General features: G+C 66.4%; 15 protein-coding genes. 4 read left to right on the top strand and 11 right to left on the bottom strand.

The genetic code is table 11. The features are described 5' to 3' along the window. Positions 1-55: 55 nt before the first annotated feature. The 5 genes from RB628_RS24190 to dnaB form a co-directional block, all read right to left on the bottom strand. A complete protein-coding gene (locus tag RB628_RS24190) occupies positions 56-2689 on the bottom strand; it encodes a TniQ family protein (protein ID WP_318322618.1) in 2634 nt (877 codons plus the stop codon). After that, on the bottom strand, positions 2686-3813 hold the full coding sequence (locus RB628_RS24185) for an ATP-binding protein (RefSeq protein WP_318322617.1): 1128 nt from the start codon (positions 3811-3813) through the stop codon (positions 2686-2688). Before RB628_RS24185 ends, RB628_RS24190 begins: the two co-directional genes overlap by 4 nt. Next, a complete protein-coding gene (locus tag RB628_RS24180; protein WP_318322616.1) occupies positions 3806-5881 on the bottom strand; it encodes a helix-turn-helix domain-containing protein in 2076 nt (691 codons plus the stop codon). Before RB628_RS24180 ends, RB628_RS24185 begins: the two co-directional genes overlap by 8 nt. A gap of 65 nt (positions 5882-5946) precedes the next feature. Then, positions 5947-6675 carry a TnsA-like heteromeric transposase endonuclease subunit gene (locus RB628_RS24175; protein ID WP_318322615.1) on the bottom strand — a complete coding sequence of 243 codons (729 nt, stop codon included), beginning with the start codon at positions 6673-6675 and terminating at the stop codon, positions 5947-5949. 222 nt (positions 6676-6897) lie between these two features. Further along, positions 6898-8373, bottom strand: coding sequence for a replicative DNA helicase (dnaB, locus tag RB628_RS24170; RefSeq protein ID WP_318322614.1), 1476 nt, complete (start codon positions 8371-8373; stop codon positions 6898-6900). A 459-nt stretch (positions 8374-8832) separates the two neighbouring features. On the opposite strand from dnaB, the gene RB628_RS24165 reads away from it, so the two are divergent. After that, positions 8833-10170, top strand: a complete 1338-nt coding sequence (locus RB628_RS24165) for an MATE family efflux transporter (protein ID WP_318322613.1) — start codon at positions 8833-8835, stop codon at positions 10168-10170. 229 nt (positions 10171-10399) lie between these two features. Here RB628_RS24165 and rplI read toward each other — a convergent pair whose 3' ends face one another. From rplI to rpsF, 4 genes are all read right to left on the bottom strand, one after another. Next, entirely contained in the window at positions 10400-10846 is a 447-nt protein-coding gene (gene rplI, locus RB628_RS24160; protein ID WP_318322612.1) for a 50S ribosomal protein L9, read from the bottom strand. 18 nt (positions 10847-10864) lie between these two features. Next, entirely contained in the window at positions 10865-11101 is a 237-nt protein-coding gene (gene rpsR, locus RB628_RS24155) for a 30S ribosomal protein S18 (protein WP_003949403.1), read from the bottom strand. Positions 11102-11158: 57 nt separating this feature from the next. Next, on the bottom strand, positions 11159-11779 hold the full coding sequence (locus tag RB628_RS24150; protein WP_318322611.1) for a single-stranded DNA-binding protein: 621 nt from the start codon (positions 11777-11779) through the stop codon (positions 11159-11161). Positions 11780-11859: 80 nt separating this feature from the next. Next, entirely contained in the window at positions 11860-12150 is a 291-nt protein-coding gene (gene rpsF / locus RB628_RS24145) for a 30S ribosomal protein S6 (RefSeq protein WP_146481131.1), read from the bottom strand. 264 nt (positions 12151-12414) lie between these two features. Between rpsF and RB628_RS24140 the strand changes: the two genes are divergently transcribed. From RB628_RS24140 to RB628_RS24130, 3 genes are all read left to right on the top strand, one after another. Continuing rightward, a complete protein-coding gene (locus RB628_RS24140; RefSeq protein WP_318322610.1) occupies positions 12415-12729 on the top strand; it encodes a hypothetical protein in 315 nt (104 codons plus the stop codon). A 151-nt stretch (positions 12730-12880) separates the two neighbouring features. Then, a complete protein-coding gene (gene femX, locus RB628_RS24135; protein ID WP_318322609.1) occupies positions 12881-14002 on the top strand; it encodes a peptidoglycan bridge formation glycyltransferase FemX in 1122 nt (373 codons plus the stop codon). Positions 14003-14068: 66 nt separating this feature from the next. Then, positions 14069-15100 (top strand): alanine racemase, encoded by a 1032-nt coding sequence (locus RB628_RS24130; RefSeq protein ID WP_318322608.1) that lies wholly within the window; start codon positions 14069-14071, stop codon positions 15098-15100. Between the two features lie 80 nt (positions 15101-15180). Here the strand turns inward: RB628_RS24130 and RB628_RS24125 are convergent, their stop codons facing one another. Continuing rightward, positions 15181-16689, bottom strand: a complete 1509-nt coding sequence (locus tag RB628_RS24125) for a glycosyltransferase family 87 protein (RefSeq protein ID WP_318322607.1) — start codon at positions 16687-16689, stop codon at positions 15181-15183. Between the two features lie 150 nt (positions 16690-16839). Next, the gene (locus RB628_RS24120) at positions 16840-19566 is read right to left on the bottom strand and encodes a transglycosylase domain-containing protein (protein WP_318322606.1); all 2727 of its coding nucleotides are present in this window, start codon (positions 19564-19566) and stop codon (positions 16840-16842) included. Positions 19567-19573: the final 7 nt, after the last annotated feature.

The raw sequence follows: 19573 nt of genomic DNA, 5'->3' as shown, positions 1-19573 counted from the left end.
TGCCCACGTCAACGCCCCGGACACGGACCGGTCACATGATCGGCCGGGCAAGTCCTCATTCTGTCGCCGCATGGATCGCTGCGACTACGGCTTCGCCGATCGGGGTCAATTTCATTGGCGACGCCGTGGTTGCGCGGATGAGGAGTGGGTGTCCGATCTCGCGACGCAGTCTTCCGACTCTCGTGATCAGGGCCGTGTGATGGGTTCCGAGTGCTTCGGCGGCTTCCTTGAGTGTGCGATAGCGCGACACGGCAGCGAACTCGCGAAGGCGGTCCCATGCGCCGGACCCCGTGAAGGCAGGACGGAGGATCTCCGGTGCCTTGCTGGCCTGAGCTGCCAGCTGCGCGAGTTCGGGACGGGTGTGCCCGTTCACCTTGGTCACGGGGATTCCGTGCAGCTTGGCCCATCGAGTCATGGTCGTGGGGCTGAGACCCTTCTCGCGGCCGAGCTCTGCCAGGGGCCGGCCGTGGACCAAGTACTGCTCGCGGAGCCATGCGCCGTCGACGTAGCCCTTGCGCGGTCCCGTCGCGTTGGGCTCGCGGACCTCGATGCCGTACTGCTCGGCGAGACGCCTCGTAACGTTGCGGCTGACGCCAGCGAGGTCCGCGATCTGGCGGAGGCCGAGACGTTCCGTGCAGTAGAGCCGCCGGAACTCGTCCGGCGGGAAGGCTTGTTTCGCGATTCGCATGGCCTCGCCGTCGTTCCGCCGGCGACTTCGTGGCCTCGGCTGGGCCGGTGCGGGAGATCGGTGCAGCAGAACTCGGACAGCTGCATGCGACGTGCCGAGTTCGCGGGCAGCCTGCTCCGTCGTCATGGACTGCGAACGGATCATGTGGTGAAGACGGCTGATGTCGATCTTCTCCAGGTCATGACCTGCCGTTTCCAGGCCATCGGCAATCACCGTCGGCGGTTCCCAGGACAAGGGTTCACCCTCGATGCCGTTCTGTGCGAGGAAGTCGGCTCCAGCGCCGTGCAGGCCGTCTCCGACTTCAGGTGTCAGGAACGCGGCGAAGTAGTTCACGTGCGGGCGGTCCATCGCGCGGGTGATCGCGAAGTGGGCGGGGGCGAGGTGGGCTGGAAGTCCGCTCATCTGCTCGAAGAGTGTGCTTCGCGCGACGGTGAGACGGCGTCCCTGGCCGGGTTGGACGCCGGCATCGTCGCAGATCTGACGCCATCGGGCCTCAGGAAGTAGATCGGTGTAGTCCAGCATGCGGCGGCGCTGGTAATCGATGGGCACTTCGTGTGCGTCAAGGTAGTCCGCCAGCCGCACCAGTGCCGTGTTGACGACCGACCAGAGCCCCTGTGCATGCAAGAGCTGCAGGATTTTCGAGGTCATCTGCCGGGTGGTCACTCCGCCGAGACGCCGTGTGATCACTCTGAGGTCGTCCCGTGTGCCCACCAAAGCCAGGGAAGCGGACAGGCAAGGACGGAATGTCCGGGTGTATGCGCCTTGCGGCGGCGACAACAGGACGGACCAACCAGGCCAGAAGCACGAGGGAATCTTATGAACGCGCTGGTCCGCCAGGCCTCCGCGAGGGGACGGCCTGGAGGGGAGGAAAGCCGGAAGCCGGTAGCGAAGCTGATCACTCGGTCGCAGCATCGGTTCCTGAGCTGTCAGCTGGACGGCGTTCAGCAGCGGAGTGATGCCGTGCATCCTGTGGAAGCCCGTCAGACGCTTGAGCGTCTCTGAAGGGTCTACGGCGGCGACGAGGCGCCGAAGCTCGCGGCCGGCTGCATGGAAATCAGACTGCCCGAGGACTTGGAGGGCGGCGGCAATCCCGGTGGCCTGGACGGGTGCGGTCAGACTGCGCCTGGCAGGAACGGCGCCCGCGAGCTCGGGAAGGGACCCCTTCACTCCTTCATAGATCTCGCGCGTGTCGCGCGGCAGGACGATGGCCAGACCACTGCCCGCAGCGTCGGCCAGGAGCCGGGAGGAAAGGGCACGAAGATCAGCCAGAGCTTCCAATGCGGAGATTCTCTGTGGAGTGCTCGCATAGATGCCGAACTCTGCTGAATCGTTCTCCGCGATCTTCGTCAGCAGCTTCTGTGCCGTCAGCAGCGTGTGCCCGGGCCCAAGCTCGATGCTTGCGACCTCGGAGAGTCGGTAGCCGCAGCGTTGGTGACTTCTGCCGGGTTCTCCGCGCTTGCCCGGGAAGGCGCATATTCCCGGATTCGGGACATAGCGCTGCTGATGCAGCCGTTTCCAAGGCATTTGACCGCACTGGGAGCACGCGTCGGCGAGGAAGCGGCTGTGATCGAGGCAGGCGAACATCCAGCCCAGCCGCCAGCTCAGCTTCCACCGGCCCTTCGTCTCGGCCAGGCAGTCAGGGCAGAAGCGTGATCCGGCCTGGCGTCCCCAGTGGTGCCATCGGCTGACCTGTCTCGTTTCCCGTTTGATCTTGAGTGCTCGGCCGTCGAAGTGCGCGAGCGTCATCGCGTGCAGAACCTGGGAGTTCACGCCGGTGGCGTCAGAGATGTCGGCGGCTTCGTTGTCACGGAGCAGGATCGCCCAGCGGGCTGGGATGTCACGGTGGCAGTCGCCGGCGTCGACCCGCCGGGCCAGGCCAAGTGCTGGCAGCAGGTCACTCAGGGGTGTCCGCAAGCGGTGTGCGGTCACCTCGAACCACGAGTCCAGCGCCTCACCCGGCAACGGCGGAACCGTGATCGGCAGTGATCGGAGCGTGCTCACGCTGCCTTCTTCTTGGGCTTGCTGACCAGCCGCCCTGCGGCCAAGGCCTGTCGAAGTTCTTCGCGTCCTTTCTCGGAGGCGGCGTCGTTCTTGACCTTCGACAGCAGTTCGAGGTCGATCCGCTCGGCCCCGGTGCGTACGGCTCTCTGACAGGCACGGTTGACCAGTGTCATGAGGGAGCCGATGTGTCCGGTGCTGCGGGCGAAGAGTTCGTCGGACAGATCGTCCGCGATCATGCCGGGGTACTTGTCCGCCAGGACGACCCGTTCCTCGATGGCGAGGAGGGTGTTGCGCCAGTCTGTGCGTCCTTCCTCAGTGTCGATGGTGAAGGGCTTCATGCCCAGCCGGGTGGTGCGGCGTCCTGTCTGGGCGAGTACGGCGTCTTCGTAGCTGTCGCCCTCGTCGAACAGGCCTCGTGCCTGCAGGCCGACGCCGATCATGAGCAGGGTGACGGGGAACTCGTTGGCGATGTACTTGAAGTGGTTGCTCACCTCGATGCCGGTCCGGTTCCTCCAGCGCAGGAAGTGCAGGTCATCGACGATCAAGAGCGTTGTTTCGCAGGAGAGGACGCAGTCGAGTGCGCGGAAGCCGAAGTCGGTGGCGGTGCCCCGGAAGCGTCCGGGGTGAGCGAAGAACTCCAGGATCGCCCGGTTGAAGTCGCGCATGCTGGTGTTGCTGGTCAGGCCCACTCGACAGACCGGCCACCGCTCATGCCCCTGATCGGTGTACTCGCCCTCCTCCTCGATCACACGCCGGTGGAGCAGTTTGGCGAAGGCGAGGGCGGACGTGGTCTTGCCCAGGCCGGGGAAGGCGTCAATGGCGATGCTGCCTTTGACCTTGTCACCATCCTGCTCGTTGCTGTCGATGATGTCCCACAGGTCCTCGTGCAGGGCTTCCATCTGGGGGGTGCGCAGGGGCCCGAGGTTCGCGTGCCATTTGCGGCGGTGCCGGTCGTAGTCAGCGCGGGCCTTCTCTCCCAGAAGAGACAACTGACGGCGTGTGAGGTGCTCCGGGCGAGGCCGCGACGAAGCGTCCATCAGGCGCCGGAAGCCTTCCTTGCGAGACAGCGTCAGGTGATCGAGTTTGGCGTGAAGGTCGTCCTCGGAACGCTTCCGGTCAGTCATCGATGTCCTTCAAGGCGGTTGCGTAGAAGTCGATTTCCTCGTCCAGCTCTTCGAGGCTGTCCCCGTCGTCATCGCCCTCTTCCACCACTGGGGCGGCCTCGGCTGCCGGCGGCTCGGCCTGTGCGGGCAGAGACAGCACACGGGCGACCGACGGCAGCGAACTGACGGCGTCGGCGTGCGCCTCGGGGAGGTCCAGAGCGGCCTGTTCGCGGGAGAGCCGCAAGGCCATCCGTCGTTCGACCAGGGAAATGCCCAGGCCGAGGTTCCACCGTTTCAGCAGCAGGGCGATGGCGAGCCGGTCGTCGGGGTAGGTGTACTCCTTCGCCGCCAGGCGCCGGGCGAACTGGAGCGCTTCCTCGCTCAGCGGCATGTCCAGGCTGGGCGCATGCTCCCACTCAAGGGTGTGCCAGACGCGTTCGTGGTCCCGGAAGTGGATCCGAGTGGCATCGTCGGGATCAGCGAAGAACTCCAGCCGCCGCTTATCCAGGTCGATGTCGGAGCCGGCCATGTCGCGCAGCCCATCGAGACAGGGACCGTTGTAGCGACGGCTGTTGATCTCGACGCCGTAGTGCTGGACGGTGCGCATCGTGACATCGAGGAACTCGAAGGCCAGGTGCGGGTCCCGGGGCACCTCGATGTAGCCCGCCCGCGCGAGACCGTGCTCGAACATCCTCGCCGGAGACAGTTCCACCTTCGGCAGGTGTGGGTCGAGCAGTCCCTCATGTGGCGTGCGGTGATAGTCCACCGCTACCCACTCCCGGATGATCGCCTCAAGTTCGTGGTGGAAGAAGAAGGCGTCCTTCTCCGGATTCAAGCCACGCGAGTGGATGTTGGGTCCCTTGTAGCCCGGCAGCCGCTGCAGCAGGTCTTCCCGCAGGGTCCGGAAGAACCGCTCCACCGGACCCTTGTCCCGGCCCGTGCGCAGCCTCGCCGGCTGCACCGAGATCCCCATCCTGCGACAGACGCTGGTCAGATGCGCCGACAGATAGATCTTGCCGTGATCGACAATCAACGTCTCCGGAACCACCTTCGGCCCCCAGACCCCGGTGACGGGCCCATGCACGGCCTCAGCCTCCACCAGCACCCCGCGCGGAATGCCGTGCTCGGGCCAGGCCGCTTCCCTAGGCCAACTCTCCGGCACCGGCTGGGGACGGTATGCCTGGTAGAGCACGGCCGCCGCGTCGATGGCCTTCGTCGACACTGGAGTCACCCGCAGACCGATGATGCAGCGGGTGTACCAGTCCATGGCGACGGTCAGCTCCGCCTGCATCCACCGCAGCGTCACTGGGTCGAGCGCGAACACGTCCAGCCGCGTGGTGTCCATCAGAACGTACTCGCCCGGCCGCGTGGGCCTCAGTTTCCCGTAGACGCCCCTTGGGCGGTCGGCGATGTCGCGGTTGCGCTGCGTACTCAGCCGGAACGTCGGATGACGTCGCTCCAGTTCTTGCATCCACCGGTAGGCCGTTGTCTGCGGTGGCACCGGCACCTTGACCAGCTTGAATTTAGTTTTGACGCGGGCCTCGACTTCTTCGAGCACCACCTTCACTGAGGGCCGCGACTCTTCCTCGTACTCGCTCAGCACCTCTTCCGCGGCCTCGACCCAGCGCGGATCAGCATTGCTCAGCCCACCGTCCGCCCGAGCCGCCCTCGGCACGAGACCAGCCTCGCCGTGCTCGCGGAATTCCTGTGCCCACCGGCGCGTCGACCGGGCGGACACCCCCAGTTCCGCTGCCTTGGCCTCATACCTGGCATGCAGCGGCAGGCCAGGAGCGTACTGAGGCCGTGGCTCGCCAGGCCGCGGGAGGTCCTCGCTGCCGGAGCGGTAGCCCGTCAGCATCTCCCGGACATGCTCGGCCCGCTCCAGGACTTCCTTCTTCTCCTCCTTGGTCAGCCGGTTCAGCACCACGGCCGCGACGTCCTCGTCATCGGCAGACGACCGCCCCGATCCGTCGTGGATCAACTCGGCGCGATCCGAAGTCAGCAACTCACGCAGCGACATCCGGGCCAGCCGGTCGCGTCCGTCCTTGAGGATGACCTCCATGCCCGTAGCCATGCTGGCGAACTCCACGACTTCGACCGTCTCGCCGTCCAGCCGGAAGTGCGTCCCGACGCCCAGTTTCGCCCCCGCCCCACTCATGCGCCCCTCCGCAGCACGTGCCCCGCGCTCAGCGGCCGGTCCAGCGCGGTCATCACATGCCCGGACCACAGCAGGTGCAGTACCGCCGACTTCACCAGCGGCCGGGGACGCTCGGGCAGCAGCCGGAAGGCATCGCCCAGCAACATCCCGTCCAGATCCACGGCCTGCAAGGCCGCCACCAGGTCAGGGTCGAAGAGCCAGGCGCGGCGGTAGCCGGCCAGGAACCGGACGTTTTCCAATACGTGCGGATCCGGCTCGCTCCACACCTCGTACCGCCACCCGCGCGACATAACCGCCTCCCGCGTCCAGGTGAACGTGAAGGCGACCTCCGGCTTCTGAAGCCGATGGCGCGGCTTGACGTCCACGACCAGCGGGCCGTCGTCCGTCAGGAGCAGATAGTCCGGGATGTGCTTGCGGACCTCGCCGTCCAGCTCGGCCTTGAGCAGGAAGGGCTGGGCGACGATGTGCCGCACCTCCTGAGCGAAGTCGGCGAACAGCAGCCTGCCCAGCTCCAGCCTCGACTCGTAGATCACGTGATCGCCCACGGTGGCCGACCAATACGTGCCGGAATAGTGCTGCTGCCCCTTGTACCAGCGGAAGGTCCGCCACGGCCGGGCCTCTCGAAGCAGCCCGAGCGGCACCGACGGCCAGTGCAGGTCCTCCACCACGGCCTCGTCACCGCGCCGGACACTCAGTCGTACCGGCGCGGCCACCGCTGTACCCATCGGACCACCTACCCCGCGTTTCCCGAGGCGGCCCGTCAGCCGCCAAACGCTGGGGTCCTGCCCCGGCAAGGCGTGATGACGACTACTGGAGACGTCCTGTACACGAAGAGGGGAACTACTCGTTCACGGAGCATGATTTCCATCCCCGTGTCCTATTGGCCACGCAGTGGCCATCGCTGATGGAAAGTGGCCACGGAATCTGGAAACCTACAGGACCCGGGCTCACGTCTGGGCCATGTCCACGAACCGCGAGTAGTGCCCCTGGAAGGCGACCGTGATCGTCGCCGTCGGGCCGTTTCGGTGCTTGCCGACGATGATGTCCGCCTCGCCCGCGCGCGGTGACTCCTTCTCGTACGCGTCTTCGCGGTGCAGCAGGATCACCATGTCCGCGTCCTGCTCGATCGAGCCGGACTCACGCAGGTCGGAGACCATGGGCTTCTTGTCCGTACGCTGCTCGGGACCTCGGTTCAGCTGCGACAGCGCGATTACCGGCAACTCCAGCTCCTTGGCCAGGAGCTTCAGGTTTCGCGACATGTCGGAGACCTCCTGCTGACGGCTCTCGGACCGCTTGCCGCCGGACTGCATCAGCTGAAGGTAGTCGATGACCACGAGCTTGAGGTCCGCGCGCTGCTTGAGGCGGCGGCACTTGGCACGGATCTCCATCATCGACAGGTTCGGGGAGTCGTCGATGTACAGCGGCGCGGCCGAGACGTCCGGCATGCGGCGAGCGAGCCGAGTCCAGTCCTCGTCGGTCATCGTGCCGGAGCGCATGTGGTGAAGGGCCACGCGTGCCTCGGCGGACAGTAGTCGCATGGCGATCTCGTTGCGGCCCATCTCGAGGGAGAAGATCACGCTCGGCATGTTGTGCTTGATCGAGCACGCACGAGCGAAGTCCAGCGCCAGCGTCGACTTACCCATGGCAGGGCGGGCCGCGATGATGATCATCTGACCGGGGTGCAGACCGTTGGTGAGCTGGTCGAGGTCGGTGAACCCGGTCGGCACACCGGTCATCTCCCCCGAACGGGAGCCGATCGCCTCGATCTCGTCGAGCGCGCCCTCCATGATGTCGCCGAGCGGCAGATAGTCCTCGGTGGTGCGCTGCTCGGTGACCGCGTAGATCTCGGCCTGGGCGCTGTTGACGATCTCGTCCACGTCCCCGTCGGCCGCGTATCCCATCTGGGTGATACGGGTTCCGGCCTCGACCAGACGCCGCAGGACCGCACGCTCGTGCACGATCTCCGCGTAGTACTCGGCGTTCGCCGCCGTCGGCACCGTCTGTACCAGCGCGTGCAGATAAGGTGCGCCACCGACCTTGGTGATCTCGCCTCGTCTGGTGAGCTCGGCCGCGACCGTGATGGGGTCGGCCGGCTCGCCCTTCGCGTAGAGATCAAGGATCGCCCCGTAGATGATCTCGTGCGCGGGCCGGTAGAAGTCGTGGCCCTTGAGTACCTCGACGACGTCGGCGATCGCGTCCTTGGACAGGAGCATGCCGCCGAGGACAGACTGTTCAGCGTCGAGGTCCTGCGGCGGTACCCGCTCGAAGGACGTGCCCTCGCTCTCCCACGCACCGTTTTCGCGGCCTCGGTCGTGCTGTTCGTCGCGGCTTCGGCCTCCTTCGCGGCGCTGTCGGGAGGGGGGCAGTCGATCACTGGGACCGCTGTCGGCCCACGGATCGTCCAAGGGCTCGGAAATACTCACCGAGCGACCTCCTCCCGTCCGCCGAGCGGACCTCGCCGTGCCCCTCTGTTCTACGGCACGGCACTGACAAATAAGAGGCCCAACTCCGGTTCCGGCGCGTCGGTTTTGTGACGTTTCCGAGGCCTGGAGAAGGAGCGGGCGCCGGACCACCGTAGGCCCGTCGGCACCGTCAGCCAATCTGGTTATCCACAGGCCATGTGGACGACGGCCCCGATGCTGTGGAGAACTCCGCAAAACCTGTGCACGAGCCGGTGGACAGCCCTGTGAACAAGCTTTCGCGACTTCTGGTGGACCGGCTCCGACCAGCACGTTTACCATCCACCGGCTGTGCAGAAGAAAAACTTTCCCCATCGGGCCAAGATCTCCGCGAGCGGCATGCGACGACGCACACCTCAAGAGGAGCAGTAATAGTCATAATGCCATTGCATCTCTTACCTGTGGAAGATTAGATTGGTGGTCATGACACAGGCTCCCGCTGACCGCAGGGCGACCCGGCGCCGACACGACCGAGAGATCGTCGCACTGGCTGTCCCTGCTTTCGGCGCCCTCGTCGCCGAGCCCCTCTTCGTCATGGTCGACAGCGCGATCATCGGTCACCTGGGCACAGCTCAACTGGCCGGACTCGGCATCGCCTCCGTCCTCCTCACCACTGCCGTCAGCGTTTTCGTCTTCCTCGCGTACGCCACCACGGCCGCCGTCGCCCGACGCGTCGGCGCGGGCGATCTCCAAGCCGCCATACGCCAGGGCATGGACGGCATTTGGCTCGCCCTCCTGCTCGGCACCGCGGTCATTGCCGTCGTCCTGCCCTTGGCACCCGCACTCGTGGATCTCCTTGGCGCCTCGGACACCGCCGCTCCGTATGCGGTCACCTATCTGCGGATCTCGGCGCTCGGCATCCCGGCCATGCTTGTCGTCCTCGCCTCCACCGGCGTTCTGCGTGGCCTTCAGGACACCAGAACCCCGCTGTATGTAGCGATCGCGGGATTCGTCGCCAACGGCGCCCTGAACGCGGGCCTCGTCTACGGCGCGGACCTCGGCATCGCCGGTTCCGCCTGGGGCACCGTCATCGCCCAGTGGGGCATGGCGGCGGCCTTCCTCAGGGTCGTCCTCCGCGGCGCGCGTCGGCACGGCGCCTCCCTGCTCCCCGACACCGCGGGGATTCGGGCCTCCGCTCAGGCAGGCGCGCCGCTTCTGGTGCGCACCCTTTCCCTGAGGGCGATTTTGATGATCGCCACGGCCGTCGCCGCACGGCTCGGGGACGCTGACGTCGCCGCACACCAGATCATCCTGTCCTTGTGGAGCCTGCTCGCCTTCGCGCTCGACGCGATCGCCATCGCAGGGCAGGCCATCATTGGGCGCTACCTAGGCGCGAACGACACTCGGGGCGCCCGTGAGGCCTGCCGCCGCATGGTCGAGTGGGGCATCGCAGCCGGAATCGCGCTCGGCCTGCTGGTGATCATCAGCAGGCCGCTGTTCCTGCCTCTGTTCACCAGTGACTCCGTGGTCAAAGACACCGCGTTGCCGGCCCTGCTCATGGTCGCGTTGTCACAGCCGATCTGCGGAATCGTCTTCGTCCTCGACGGCGTACTGATGGGCGCGGGCGACGGCCCCTACCTGGCAGGGGCGATGCTGATCACACTGGCCGCCTTCGCACCGGTCGCCCTGCTCGTGCCGACCTTCGGCGGCGGCCTGACCAGCCTCTGGGGAGCGATGACGCTCATGATGACCGTCCGTATGCTCACTCTGTGGTTGCGAGCCCGCTCGGGCCGGTGGATCGTCACGGGCGCCACCCGCTGAAACTTACGGGGAGTGCCGAACGCCGGACCGCGCTCTCCTCCGCCCCGCACCACCCTGTTTCACGTGAAACATCGACCAGATTCCGGCCGTTTCACGTGAAACATCGGTGGACTCGGCTCCTCGTGTCCCCGGGGCAATCCCGGTGCGCCACGTGCCCGAGTCCGCTCACGCAGAAGGGCCGCACCCCGGGGAGGGTGCGGCCCCACAACTGCTTCAGCGAGCGCAGCGCTTAGGCGGCGACGACCTCGATGTTGACCTTGGCGGCAACCTCGGGGTGCAGACGCACGGACGTCTCGTGGGCACCGAGCGTCTTGATCGGCGAGCCCAGCTCGATGCGGCGCTTGTCGACCTCGGGGCCACCGGAAGCCTTGATCGCCGTGGCGATGTCGGCCGGGGTGACGGAACCGAAGAGACGACCGGCGTCACCCGAGCGGACTGCCAGACGGACCTTCACGCCTTCGAGGCGGGCCTTGATGTCGTTGGCCTGCTCGATGGTCTGGATCTCGTGGATCTTGCGAGCGCGACGAATCTGCTCGACGTCCTTCTCGCCACCCTTGGTCCAGCGGATCGCGAAGTTCCGCGGGATCAGGTAGTTGCGAGCGTAACCGTCCTTGACGTCGACGACGTCGCCCGCGGTACCGAGGCCGGAGACCTCGTGGGTGAGGATGATCTTCATTAGTCGGTCACCCTTCCCTTATCGCGCAGTGGAGGTGTAGGGCAGCAGCGCCATCTCACGGCTGTTCTTGACGGCCGTGGCGACGTCACGCTGGTGCTGCGTGCAGTTGCCGGTCACGCGGCGGGCACGGATCTTGCCGCGGTCGGAAATGAACTTCCGCAGCATGTTCGTGTCCTTGTAGTCCACGTACGTGACCTTGTCCTTGCAGAAAGCGCAGACCTTCTTCTTAGGCTTGCGCACAGGCGGCTTCGCCATGGTGTTTCTCCTGTGTGATCAAGAAGTGTGGGTACGGCCCACCTCCGGCCCGAAGGCCTAGAAGGGGGGCTCGTCCGAGTAGCCGCCGCCGGAACCGCCGGAGCCGCCGGAGCCGCCGGAGTTTCCACCCCAGCCGCTGCCACCGCTGCCGCTGCCGCTGCCGCCCTGGTTGCCACCGGCGGGAGCGCCGGTCGCCCAGGGGTCGTCGGCCGGAGCGCCGCCGCCCTGCGGAGCGCCACCGGAGTTTCCACCCCAGCCGCCGCCCTGCTGGCCGCCACCGCCACCGCCGCCGTAACCGCCCTGGCCGCCCCGGCCGGCGGTCTTGGTGACCTTGGCCGTGGCATTGCGCAGGCTGGCGCCGACTTCCTCAACGTCCAGCTCGTAGACCGTGCGCTTGACACCCTCACGGTCCTCGTAGGACCGCTGCTTCAGCCGGCCCTGCACGATGACGCGCATGCCTCGCTGGAGCGACTCCGCGACGTTCTCCGCCGCCTGACGCCAGACCGAGCAGGTCAGGAACAGGCTCTCGCCGTCCTTCCACTCATTCGTCTGACGGTCGAAGGTGCGGGGGGTGGACGCGACACGGAACTTCGCGACCGCCGCACCGGAGGGGGTGAAGCGCAGCTCGGGGTCGTCGACAAGATTGCCGACGACCGTGATGACGGTCTCGCCTGCCATAGGGGAACCTCTCGGCGGGTTTGCTGCTGGCTGCTTTTGGTGCTGCTACTCGAAATCCCGAGATTGGCTGAGCGGGAGGCTCAGTGGGTCTCGGGGCGGAGGACCTTGGTCCGGAGGACCGACTCGTTCAGGTTCATCTGGCGGTCGAGCTCCTTGACGACCGCAGGCTCGGCCTGCAGGTCGATGACCGAGTAGATGCCCTCGGGCTTCTTCTTGATCTCGTACGAGAGACGACGACGGCCCCAGGTGTCGACCTTCTCCACCTTTCCGTTGCCCTCACGGACGACGGAGAGGAAGTTCTCGATCAGAGGGGCGACAGCGCGCTCCTCCAGCTCGGGGTCGAGGATGACCATCACTTCGTAGTGACGCATGTGGAACCCACCTCCTTTGGACTCAGCGGCCACGGTCGTTCCGTGGCAGGAGGGTTGTTATGCGTACGCAACGGTATACACGGCCACTGACAATCGGAGGTCCCCGAGAGGATTCCTCGCCATGGCCTGGGCAGACACCGGTGCAGACGGTACAGAGTACCCGCACAGCGGCTTCGGGTTGAAATCAGGCCCCGGCTGCCGTCAATCTGTACACATCGGGTGTGTATGGCGCTACGATGCGCCGCCTTCCGCAGGAGGTGCCACATGGCACAGGCATTGCGACCCAACACCGCCGGATCCCTCTTGGCCACCGACGGTAAGCCTCATCCGCTCCAGGACAGCCTGCTCGCCGTGACACTGGTGCTCGGGATGACGGCCTTCATCACGGCGATGTTCCACAGCCTGCATCTGCTCAGCTCCTGGACCGGCCTGGTGGGGATCCTCACCGGTGCGTACGGACAGTTCGTCTCGGAGACGACCCGCGAACGCTTCGGGCTGATCCTGGGCCTCGGTGCCGCAGCCGTCGGTTTCTTCCTCGGCATGGCCCACGGTGGCCTCTTCGGCGGCGTGATCGGCTGACGCGGACCGCACCCTGGTGCCCCGGCCGGTGCAGGGCCGGGGCACAGGTACCGTACGGCCAGACGAGGCGCTCGCAGGGCGCAGTAGGCTTCGGCGCGAGAGCCGGAGCCCCTGTACCCATGGGGACACCCCAGCCCGAGGAGCGCCCCGAATGAGCCTGACCCTGAGGACGATCAGCCGAGAGCAGCATCTGGCGTACATCCAGAGCCTGCCGTCGGCGAGCCACATGCAGGTTCCGGCCTGGGCAGACGTCAAGGCGGAGTGGCGCTCCGAGAGCCTCGGGTGGTTCGACGACCGGACGGGCGAGATGGTCGGCGCGGGCCTCGTGCTGTACCGCCAACTGCCCAAGATCAAGCGGTATCTCGCCTATCTGCCCGAGGGTCCGGTCATCAACTGGTTCGCGCCGAATCTCGACGACTGGATCCAGCCGATGCTGGCGCACCTCAAGCAGCAGGGCGCCTTCTCCGTGAAGATGGGCCCTCCGGTGATCATCCGGCGCTGGGAGGCGACGTCCATCAAGGCGGGCATCCAGAGCCCGGACGTGAAGCGGCTGCGCGACATCGAGGCCGATTTCATCGAGCCGCGTGCCTTCGAGGTCGCCGACAAGCTGCGTCGTATGGGCTGGCAACAGGGCGAGGACGGCGGGGCCGGTTTCGGCGACGTACAGCCTCGTTACGTCTACCAGGTGCCGCTCGCGAACCGCTCGCTGGAAGAGGTCCACAAGAACTTCAACCAGTTGTGGCGCCGCAACATCAAGAAGGCCGAGAAGGCCGGCGTCGAGGTCGTCCAGGGTGGCTATCACGACCTGGAGGAGTGGCAGCGGCTGTACGAGATCACGGCGGTGCGTGACCACTTCAGGCCCCGCCCGCTGTCGTACTTCCAGCGCATGTGGACAGCCCTCAACACCGAGGACCCCAACCGCATGCGGCTCTACTTCGCCCGCCACAACGGAGTGAACCTGTCGGCGGCGACGATGCTGATCGTCGGCGGCCACGTCTGGTACTCCTACGGCGCTTCGGACAACATCGGTCGTGAGGTCCGCCCCTCGAACGCCATGCAGTGGCGGATGCTGCGCGACGCCTACGCGCTGGGGGCCACCGCCTACGACCTGCGCGGCATCTCCGACTCGCTGGACGAGACGGACCACCTCTTCGGCCTGATCCAGTTCAAGGTCGGCACCGGTGGGCAGGCTGCCGAATACCTCGGTGAGTGGGACTTCCCGCTCAACAAGCTGCTCCACAAGGCGCTCGACATCTACATGTCGCGCCGCTGATGTCCCCCAATTTCCGTTCGCACCTCTGATACACCGCAGCCACGAGAAAGGTTCCAGGTCCCGGCCATGGCGCTCACGCTCTACGTCGACACCGCGCGCTGGCGTGCGCACCACAAGCACGTGTCCGAGCAGTTCCCGGGGCTCGTCCCGGTCTGCAAGGGCAACGGCTACGGCTTCGGACACGAGCGGCTCGCAGAGGAGGCCACTCGGCTGGGCTCGGACATCCTGGCCGTCGGCACGACGTACGAGGCCGCCCGGACCAAGGACTGGTTCAGCGGTGACCTGCTGGTACTGACGCCCTTCAGACGGGGCGAGGAGCCGGTGCCGCTGCCCGATCGCGTCATCCGCTCGGTGTCGTCGGTGGACGGGGTGCACGGCCTCGTCGGCGCCCGTGTGGTCATCGAGGTCATGTCCTCCATGAGACGCCACGGAGTGACCGAGCAGGAACTCCCTCAGTTGCACGCCGCCATAGAGGACGTACGCCTCGAAGGCTTCGCGATCCACCTGCCGCTGGACCGCACCGATGGTTCGGACGCCGTGGAGGAGGTCATCGGCTGGATGGACCAACTGCGCGCGGCGCGGCTGCCCCTGCACACCATGTTCGTCAGCCACCTCAAGGCAGAGGACCTGGCGCGGCTTCAGCAGCAGTTCCCGCAGACCCGCTTCCGCGCCCGTATCGGCACCCGGCTGTGGCTGGGGGACCACGAGGCCACGCAGTACCGCGGCGCGGTCCTGGACGTCACACACGTCGCCAAGGGCGACCGCTTCGGCTATCGGCAGCAGAAGGCGGCCTCGGACGGCTATCTGGTGGTCGTGGCGGGCGGTACGTCGCACGGAGTGGGCCTGGAGGCCCCCAAGGCGCTGCACGGTGTCATGCCGCGCGCCAAGGGCGTCGCCCGGGCCGGGCTCGCCACCGTCAACCGGAACCTCTCGCCGTTCGTCTGGGGGGGCAAGCAACGCTGGTTCGCCGAGCCGCCCCACATGCAGGTCTCCATTCTCTTCGTGCCGTCGGACGCTCCGGAGCCGAAGGTCGGCGAAGAGCTGGTGGCTCACCTGCGGCACACCACCACACAGTTCGACCGGATCGTCGACCACTGACACAGCTGAAGCAGTGCGAAGGGGCCGTACGCGGATTGCGTGTACGGCCCCTTCGCACGACCCTCACGAGCAGTGTTCGCTCAGAGCGAACGGCCATCGTCCTCCCGCACTCGCTCACTGCCCCATTCCACCTGCGGCCCGTCGAAGTGGGCGGCGTGCCGCGGCGGATGGGCCGCGGAACCGAGTACGAAGACGTCCTCAGCACCGCCGAGTACACCCCCGGACGGGTCGTCGCCACCGGCCCGGCGCACCACGTCCCGCTCCGGCATGAGAATGTCCCGGACGATCACGGCACACAGGTACAGCGTGCCCACCAGGTGAGCGGCGATGGCGAATTGGTAGCCCTCGGTGGGCAGGCCCTTGTGAGCGTCACCGCTGGTCGTGTAGGCGAGGTACATCCAGATCCCCAGGAAGTACGCGACCTCGCACGCCTGCCAGATCAGGAAGTCCCGCCATTTCGGGCGGGCCAGTACGGCGAGGGGGACCAGCCACAGGACGTACTGGGGTGAGTAGACCTTGTTGGTGAGGATGAAGGCCGCGACGATCAGGAAGGCCAACTGGGCGAAGCGCGGACGTCGCGGGGCGGTCAGCGCGAGTGCCGCGATACCCCCGGCAGAGGCCAGCACCAGGAGCATCGCGAGGGTGTTGACGGTTTCGGTGGTGAGCGGCTTGTCCGAGTGGTGGGCGAGGATCAGCCAGAAGGAACCGAAGTCGACGCCCCGCTCCTGGCTGAACGTGTAGAACTTCGACCAGCCCTCGAAGGCGAAGACCATCACCGGAAGGTTCACGGCTACCCAGGCGACAACGGCGCCGCCCAGTGCCTTGCCGAAGGACCGCCACCTGCCTGCGCGCCAGCACAGCACGAACAAAGGGCCCAGCAGCAGGAAGGGATAGAGCTTGGCGGCCGTGGCGAGCCCCAGCAGGACTCCGAAGGCGAGGGGCCGGTTGCGGGACCACATGAGCATCGCCGCGGCCGTGAGAGCGACTGCCAGCAGGTCCCAGTTGATGGTGGCCGTGAGCGCGAAGGCGGGTGCCAGAGCGACCAGCAGACCGTCCCAGGGGCGACGCGCGTGTGTACGCGACACGCATACGACGATGATCGCCGCGCACACCATCAGCATTCCGGCGTTGACGAACCAGTACCACTGCTCCTGGTGCTGGATGGTGCCACTGCCGGGCGTGAGCCAGGCGGCCACCTCCATGAACACGCCGGTCAGCACCGGGTACTCGAGGTACTCCATGTCGCCGGAGATCTTGTCGAAGTACGGCACGAGTCCGTCGGCGAATCCGCGACCCTGGTAGAGGTGCGGAATGTCGGAGTAACAGGCGTGCGTGTACTGCGTGCTTGCCCCGAAGAACCAGCCGCCGTTGTAGCAGGGGGCTTTCTGGACCAGCCCGAGGGCGAACATGCCGATCGCCACGAGCGCGACCACCCGTACCGGAGTCCACCAGGACGTTCCCAGCAGGGCACGCCGTCCGATGGGGCCGCCAATCAGCTCACTGCCGGCCACGGCGATCTCGTCGTCCTTGGTCGGCCGTACCGGATCCGGCTCGCGCACGCTCACTTGCGTCGTCTCTGCACTGGACATGGGCCACATCCTGCCGTACGCGCCTAGGAATACGCCGAGGGCCGCCGCACCTGGTCGGTACGACGGCCCCATGTTTCACGTGAAACAGCCTGAATCGGATCGGTGTTTCACGTGAAACACCCTCGTCGATCTACTCGGCCAACCGTTGGGTCAGCCGAAGATGCCTCCGCTGCCGTTGCCGTTCGCGTTGCCGTTGGTTTCCTCGTCACTCTCCGAGGGAGTTGGACTGGATGTCACTCCGCCGTCCGTAGTGCCTCCGTCCGTGCCTCCCGTGTCGGTCCCCCCGGTGTCTTCGCACGTGACGTCGAAGGTGCCGCAGGTTTCGCTCGGTGAGGGCGAGGGAGAGGGCTCGACCTCTTCCTCGGAGGGTGTCAGGCTCGGTGTCGGCGACGCTTCCTCGGTCTCGGTGACAGTGGGAGTCGGGCTCGGCAGGGGATCCTCGTCGACGACCTCGCCATAGGGCTCCGGAGTCGGGAAGTTCTTCACCGGCGCACCCTTGAGCGCCTGTTCCATGTAGTCCTGCCAGATCTCGGCCGGGAACGAGGCGCCGTGGATCTTCTCCTGGCCGCCCGTACCGTACATCTCCAGGAACTCGCGGTTCTTGTTGGTCTCGTCGTCGTCCATCCGGAACATGCTGATCGCCGTGGACAGTTGCGGGGTGTAGCCGACGAACCAGGCCGACTTGTTGCCGTCGGTGGTACCTGTCTTGCCGGCCACCTCACGGCCGGTCAGCTGGGCCGCCGTACCTGTTCCGTCGTCGACCACGGTCTTGAGGACGTTGGTGACGTTGTCGGCGACCTGGGCAGTGAACGCCTGCTTCGCCTTGGCGATCTTCCTGTGATCGAAGACCGTGCCGTCCTTGCTGGTGACCTTCTCGACCGAGTACGGGTTGTTCTGCTTGCCGCTCGCCGCGAAGGTCGCGTAACTGCCGGCCACTCGGATCGCACTCGGGTCCGAGGTACCGAGCGAGAACGACGGGAAGTTGGCGCTGGCCAGGCTGCTGTCGAGGAGGCCCGCATCGGTGGCGGACTCCCGGACCTTGTCCAGGCCAACGTCCATACCGAGCTGGACGTAGGCGGAGTTGGAGGAGACCCGCATCGCCTCACGCAGGTCGATGCGGAAGCTGGGCGCGTTGTACGACTCGTCGCCGTCGTTGCGCTGCAGCCACTCCTTGTCGTCCTTGTCCTTCCAGATCGTGTTGTCGTAGTTCTCGATCTTGAGCTTGTTCTTGCCGCTGTAGATGCTCTCCGGAGAGACCTGGGTCCGCTCGTCCTGTGCCTGCGTCGGCCCCAGCTCCGGATCCCGGACGCCCCACTTCATCGCGGCGGCGAGTACGTACGCCTTGAACGTCGAACCCACCTGGGCGCCCGTCGTGTCGGCGTTGTTCGTGAAGTGCTTGGTCGCGTCCTCACCGCCGTAGATGGCCTTGATCGCACCCGTCGTCGGGTCGACGGAAGCGCCACCGAACTGGACGTACCTGTCGGTCTCCGGGCGCTCGTCGGGCTTGATGTTCGCCTTCTGAACCTTCGTGACCGCCTTCTCCAACGCCGCGACCTTCTTCTTGTCGAAGGTCGTGTAGACCGAGTAGCCGCCCTGCTGCAGTTGGTCGGCGGTGATCCCGGTCTTGTCGGTGTTGTTGATGAGGTAGCCCTTGGCGAGGTCGACGAGGTAGCCGATCTGGCCGCTCAGCGCGGTGTTGGAACGCGGGTTCTGGATTTTCGGGAAGGCCGTGATCTTGGCTCGCTCGGCCGCCGTCATGCGCCCGTCCTTGACCTCCTCGTCGAGGATCCACGTCCACCGCTCCACGGCCCGCTTGGTGTTGGCTTCTCGGGTGGCGTTCACGGAGTCGACAGCCACGTTGCCGGCCGGGTCGTAGTACGTGGCGCCCTTCAGCACCGCGGCCAGGAAGGCGCACTCGCTGGGGGTCAGGTCCTCGGCGTCCTTGTTGAAGTACGCACGGGCAGCCGCCTGGAGTCCGTAGGAGTCACGGCCGTAGTAGGCGGTGTTCAGGTAACCGGCCATGATCTCCTCCTTCTTGACGTTCGTGCCGACCTTGATGGAGATGAACAGCTCCTTGAACTTCCGCGTGAGCGTCTGCGACTGGTCGTCCAGGCGGGCGTTCTTCACGTACTGCTGGGTGATCGTCGAACCACCCTGTGTCTGACCGCCCTTGGCCATGTTGAACAGGGCTCGGGCAATGCCCATCGGGTCGATACCGCTGTCGGTCTCGAACGTCTTGTTCTCGGCCGACATCACGGCGTACCGCATCGATGCCGGGATCTTCTCGTAGCCGATGATCTGGCGGTTCGTCTCACCACCGGTCGCCACCATCTGGCTGCCGTCGGCCCAGTAGTAGACGTTGTTCTGGGCATTGGCGGCCTTCGCGACATCCGGCACGCCCACCAAGGCGTAGCCGATGCCGGCCACCGCCACCAGGCTGCCGACGAAGCCGATGAACAGTCCCGTCACCTGCCGCCACGACGGCATCCAGCGCGCCGCTCCGTACTTGCCCGCGCGTGGATAGTCGATGAAGCGCTTCTCGGGAGGGGGGCCGGCCGCACGGCCTCTGCCGCGCCCGGGCCCGTTCGGGCCGCTGGGACCGCCGCGGCGTCCGCCGCCCTCGGCCCCTCTGCGACGTCCACCAGTACTTCTCTGGGAGGCGCGCCGGGCTTCGGCGCGGCCTCCGGCCTGGCGCTCTTCGCCTTCCGCTCCATAGGGACCCAACCCGTAGGAACCCGATCCGTAGGAGTCGGAAGGAGACTCGGTGGCGCCTCGCGGTGCCGCACGGCGGCCGGAGGACGAGCCGGACTGGCCGCGTCGGGGCGCGGCACGTCCGCCTCCCTGCGGCTGCGGCGGTTTGCGACGGTGCTCGCTCATCGAACGA

The sequence above is a fragment of the Streptomyces sp. ADMS genome, assembly GCF_033441795.1.
Lineage (GTDB): Bacteria > Actinomycetota > Actinomycetes > Streptomycetales > Streptomycetaceae > Streptomyces.
Note: the sequence above shows the minus strand (reverse complement) of the source record. Positions and strands in the feature narration are given on the sequence as shown.

Bases quoted from the DNA above. Each gene is read 5' to 3' on its own strand.
- RB628_RS24185 (WP_318322617.1), bottom strand. From the start codon at position 3,813: ATGACTGACCGGAAGCGTTCCGAGGACGACCTTCACGCCAAACTCGAT.
- RB628_RS24175 (WP_318322615.1), bottom strand. From the start codon at position 6,675: ATGGGTACAGCGGTGGCCGCGCCGGTACGACTGAGTGTCCGGCGCGGT.
- RB628_RS24165 (WP_318322613.1), top strand. From the start codon at position 8,833: ATGACACAGGCTCCCGCTGACCGCAGGGCGACCCGGCGCCGACACGAC.
- rplI (WP_318322612.1), bottom strand. From the start codon at position 10,846: ATGAAGATCATCCTCACCCACGAGGTCTCCGGCCTCGGTACCGCGGGC.
- rpsR (WP_003949403.1), bottom strand. From the start codon at position 11,101: ATGGCGAAGCCGCCTGTGCGCAAGCCTAAGAAGAAGGTCTGCGCTTTC.
- RB628_RS24150 (WP_318322611.1), bottom strand. From the start codon at position 11,779: ATGGCAGGCGAGACCGTCATCACGGTCGTCGGCAATCTTGTCGACGAC.
- rpsF (WP_146481131.1), bottom strand. From the start codon at position 12,150: ATGCGTCACTACGAAGTGATGGTCATCCTCGACCCCGAGCTGGAGGAG.
- RB628_RS24140 (WP_318322610.1), top strand. From the start codon at position 12,415: ATGGCACAGGCATTGCGACCCAACACCGCCGGATCCCTCTTGGCCACC.
- femX (WP_318322609.1), top strand. From the start codon at position 12,881: ATGAGCCTGACCCTGAGGACGATCAGCCGAGAGCAGCATCTGGCGTAC.
- RB628_RS24130 (WP_318322608.1), top strand. From the start codon at position 14,069: ATGGCGCTCACGCTCTACGTCGACACCGCGCGCTGGCGTGCGCACCAC.
- RB628_RS24125 (WP_318322607.1), bottom strand. From the start codon at position 16,689: ATGTCCAGTGCAGAGACGACGCAAGTGAGCGTGCGCGAGCCGGATCCG.
- RB628_RS24120 (WP_318322606.1), bottom strand. From the start codon at position 19,566: ATGAGCGAGCACCGTCGCAAACCGCCGCAGCCGCAGGGAGGCGGACGT.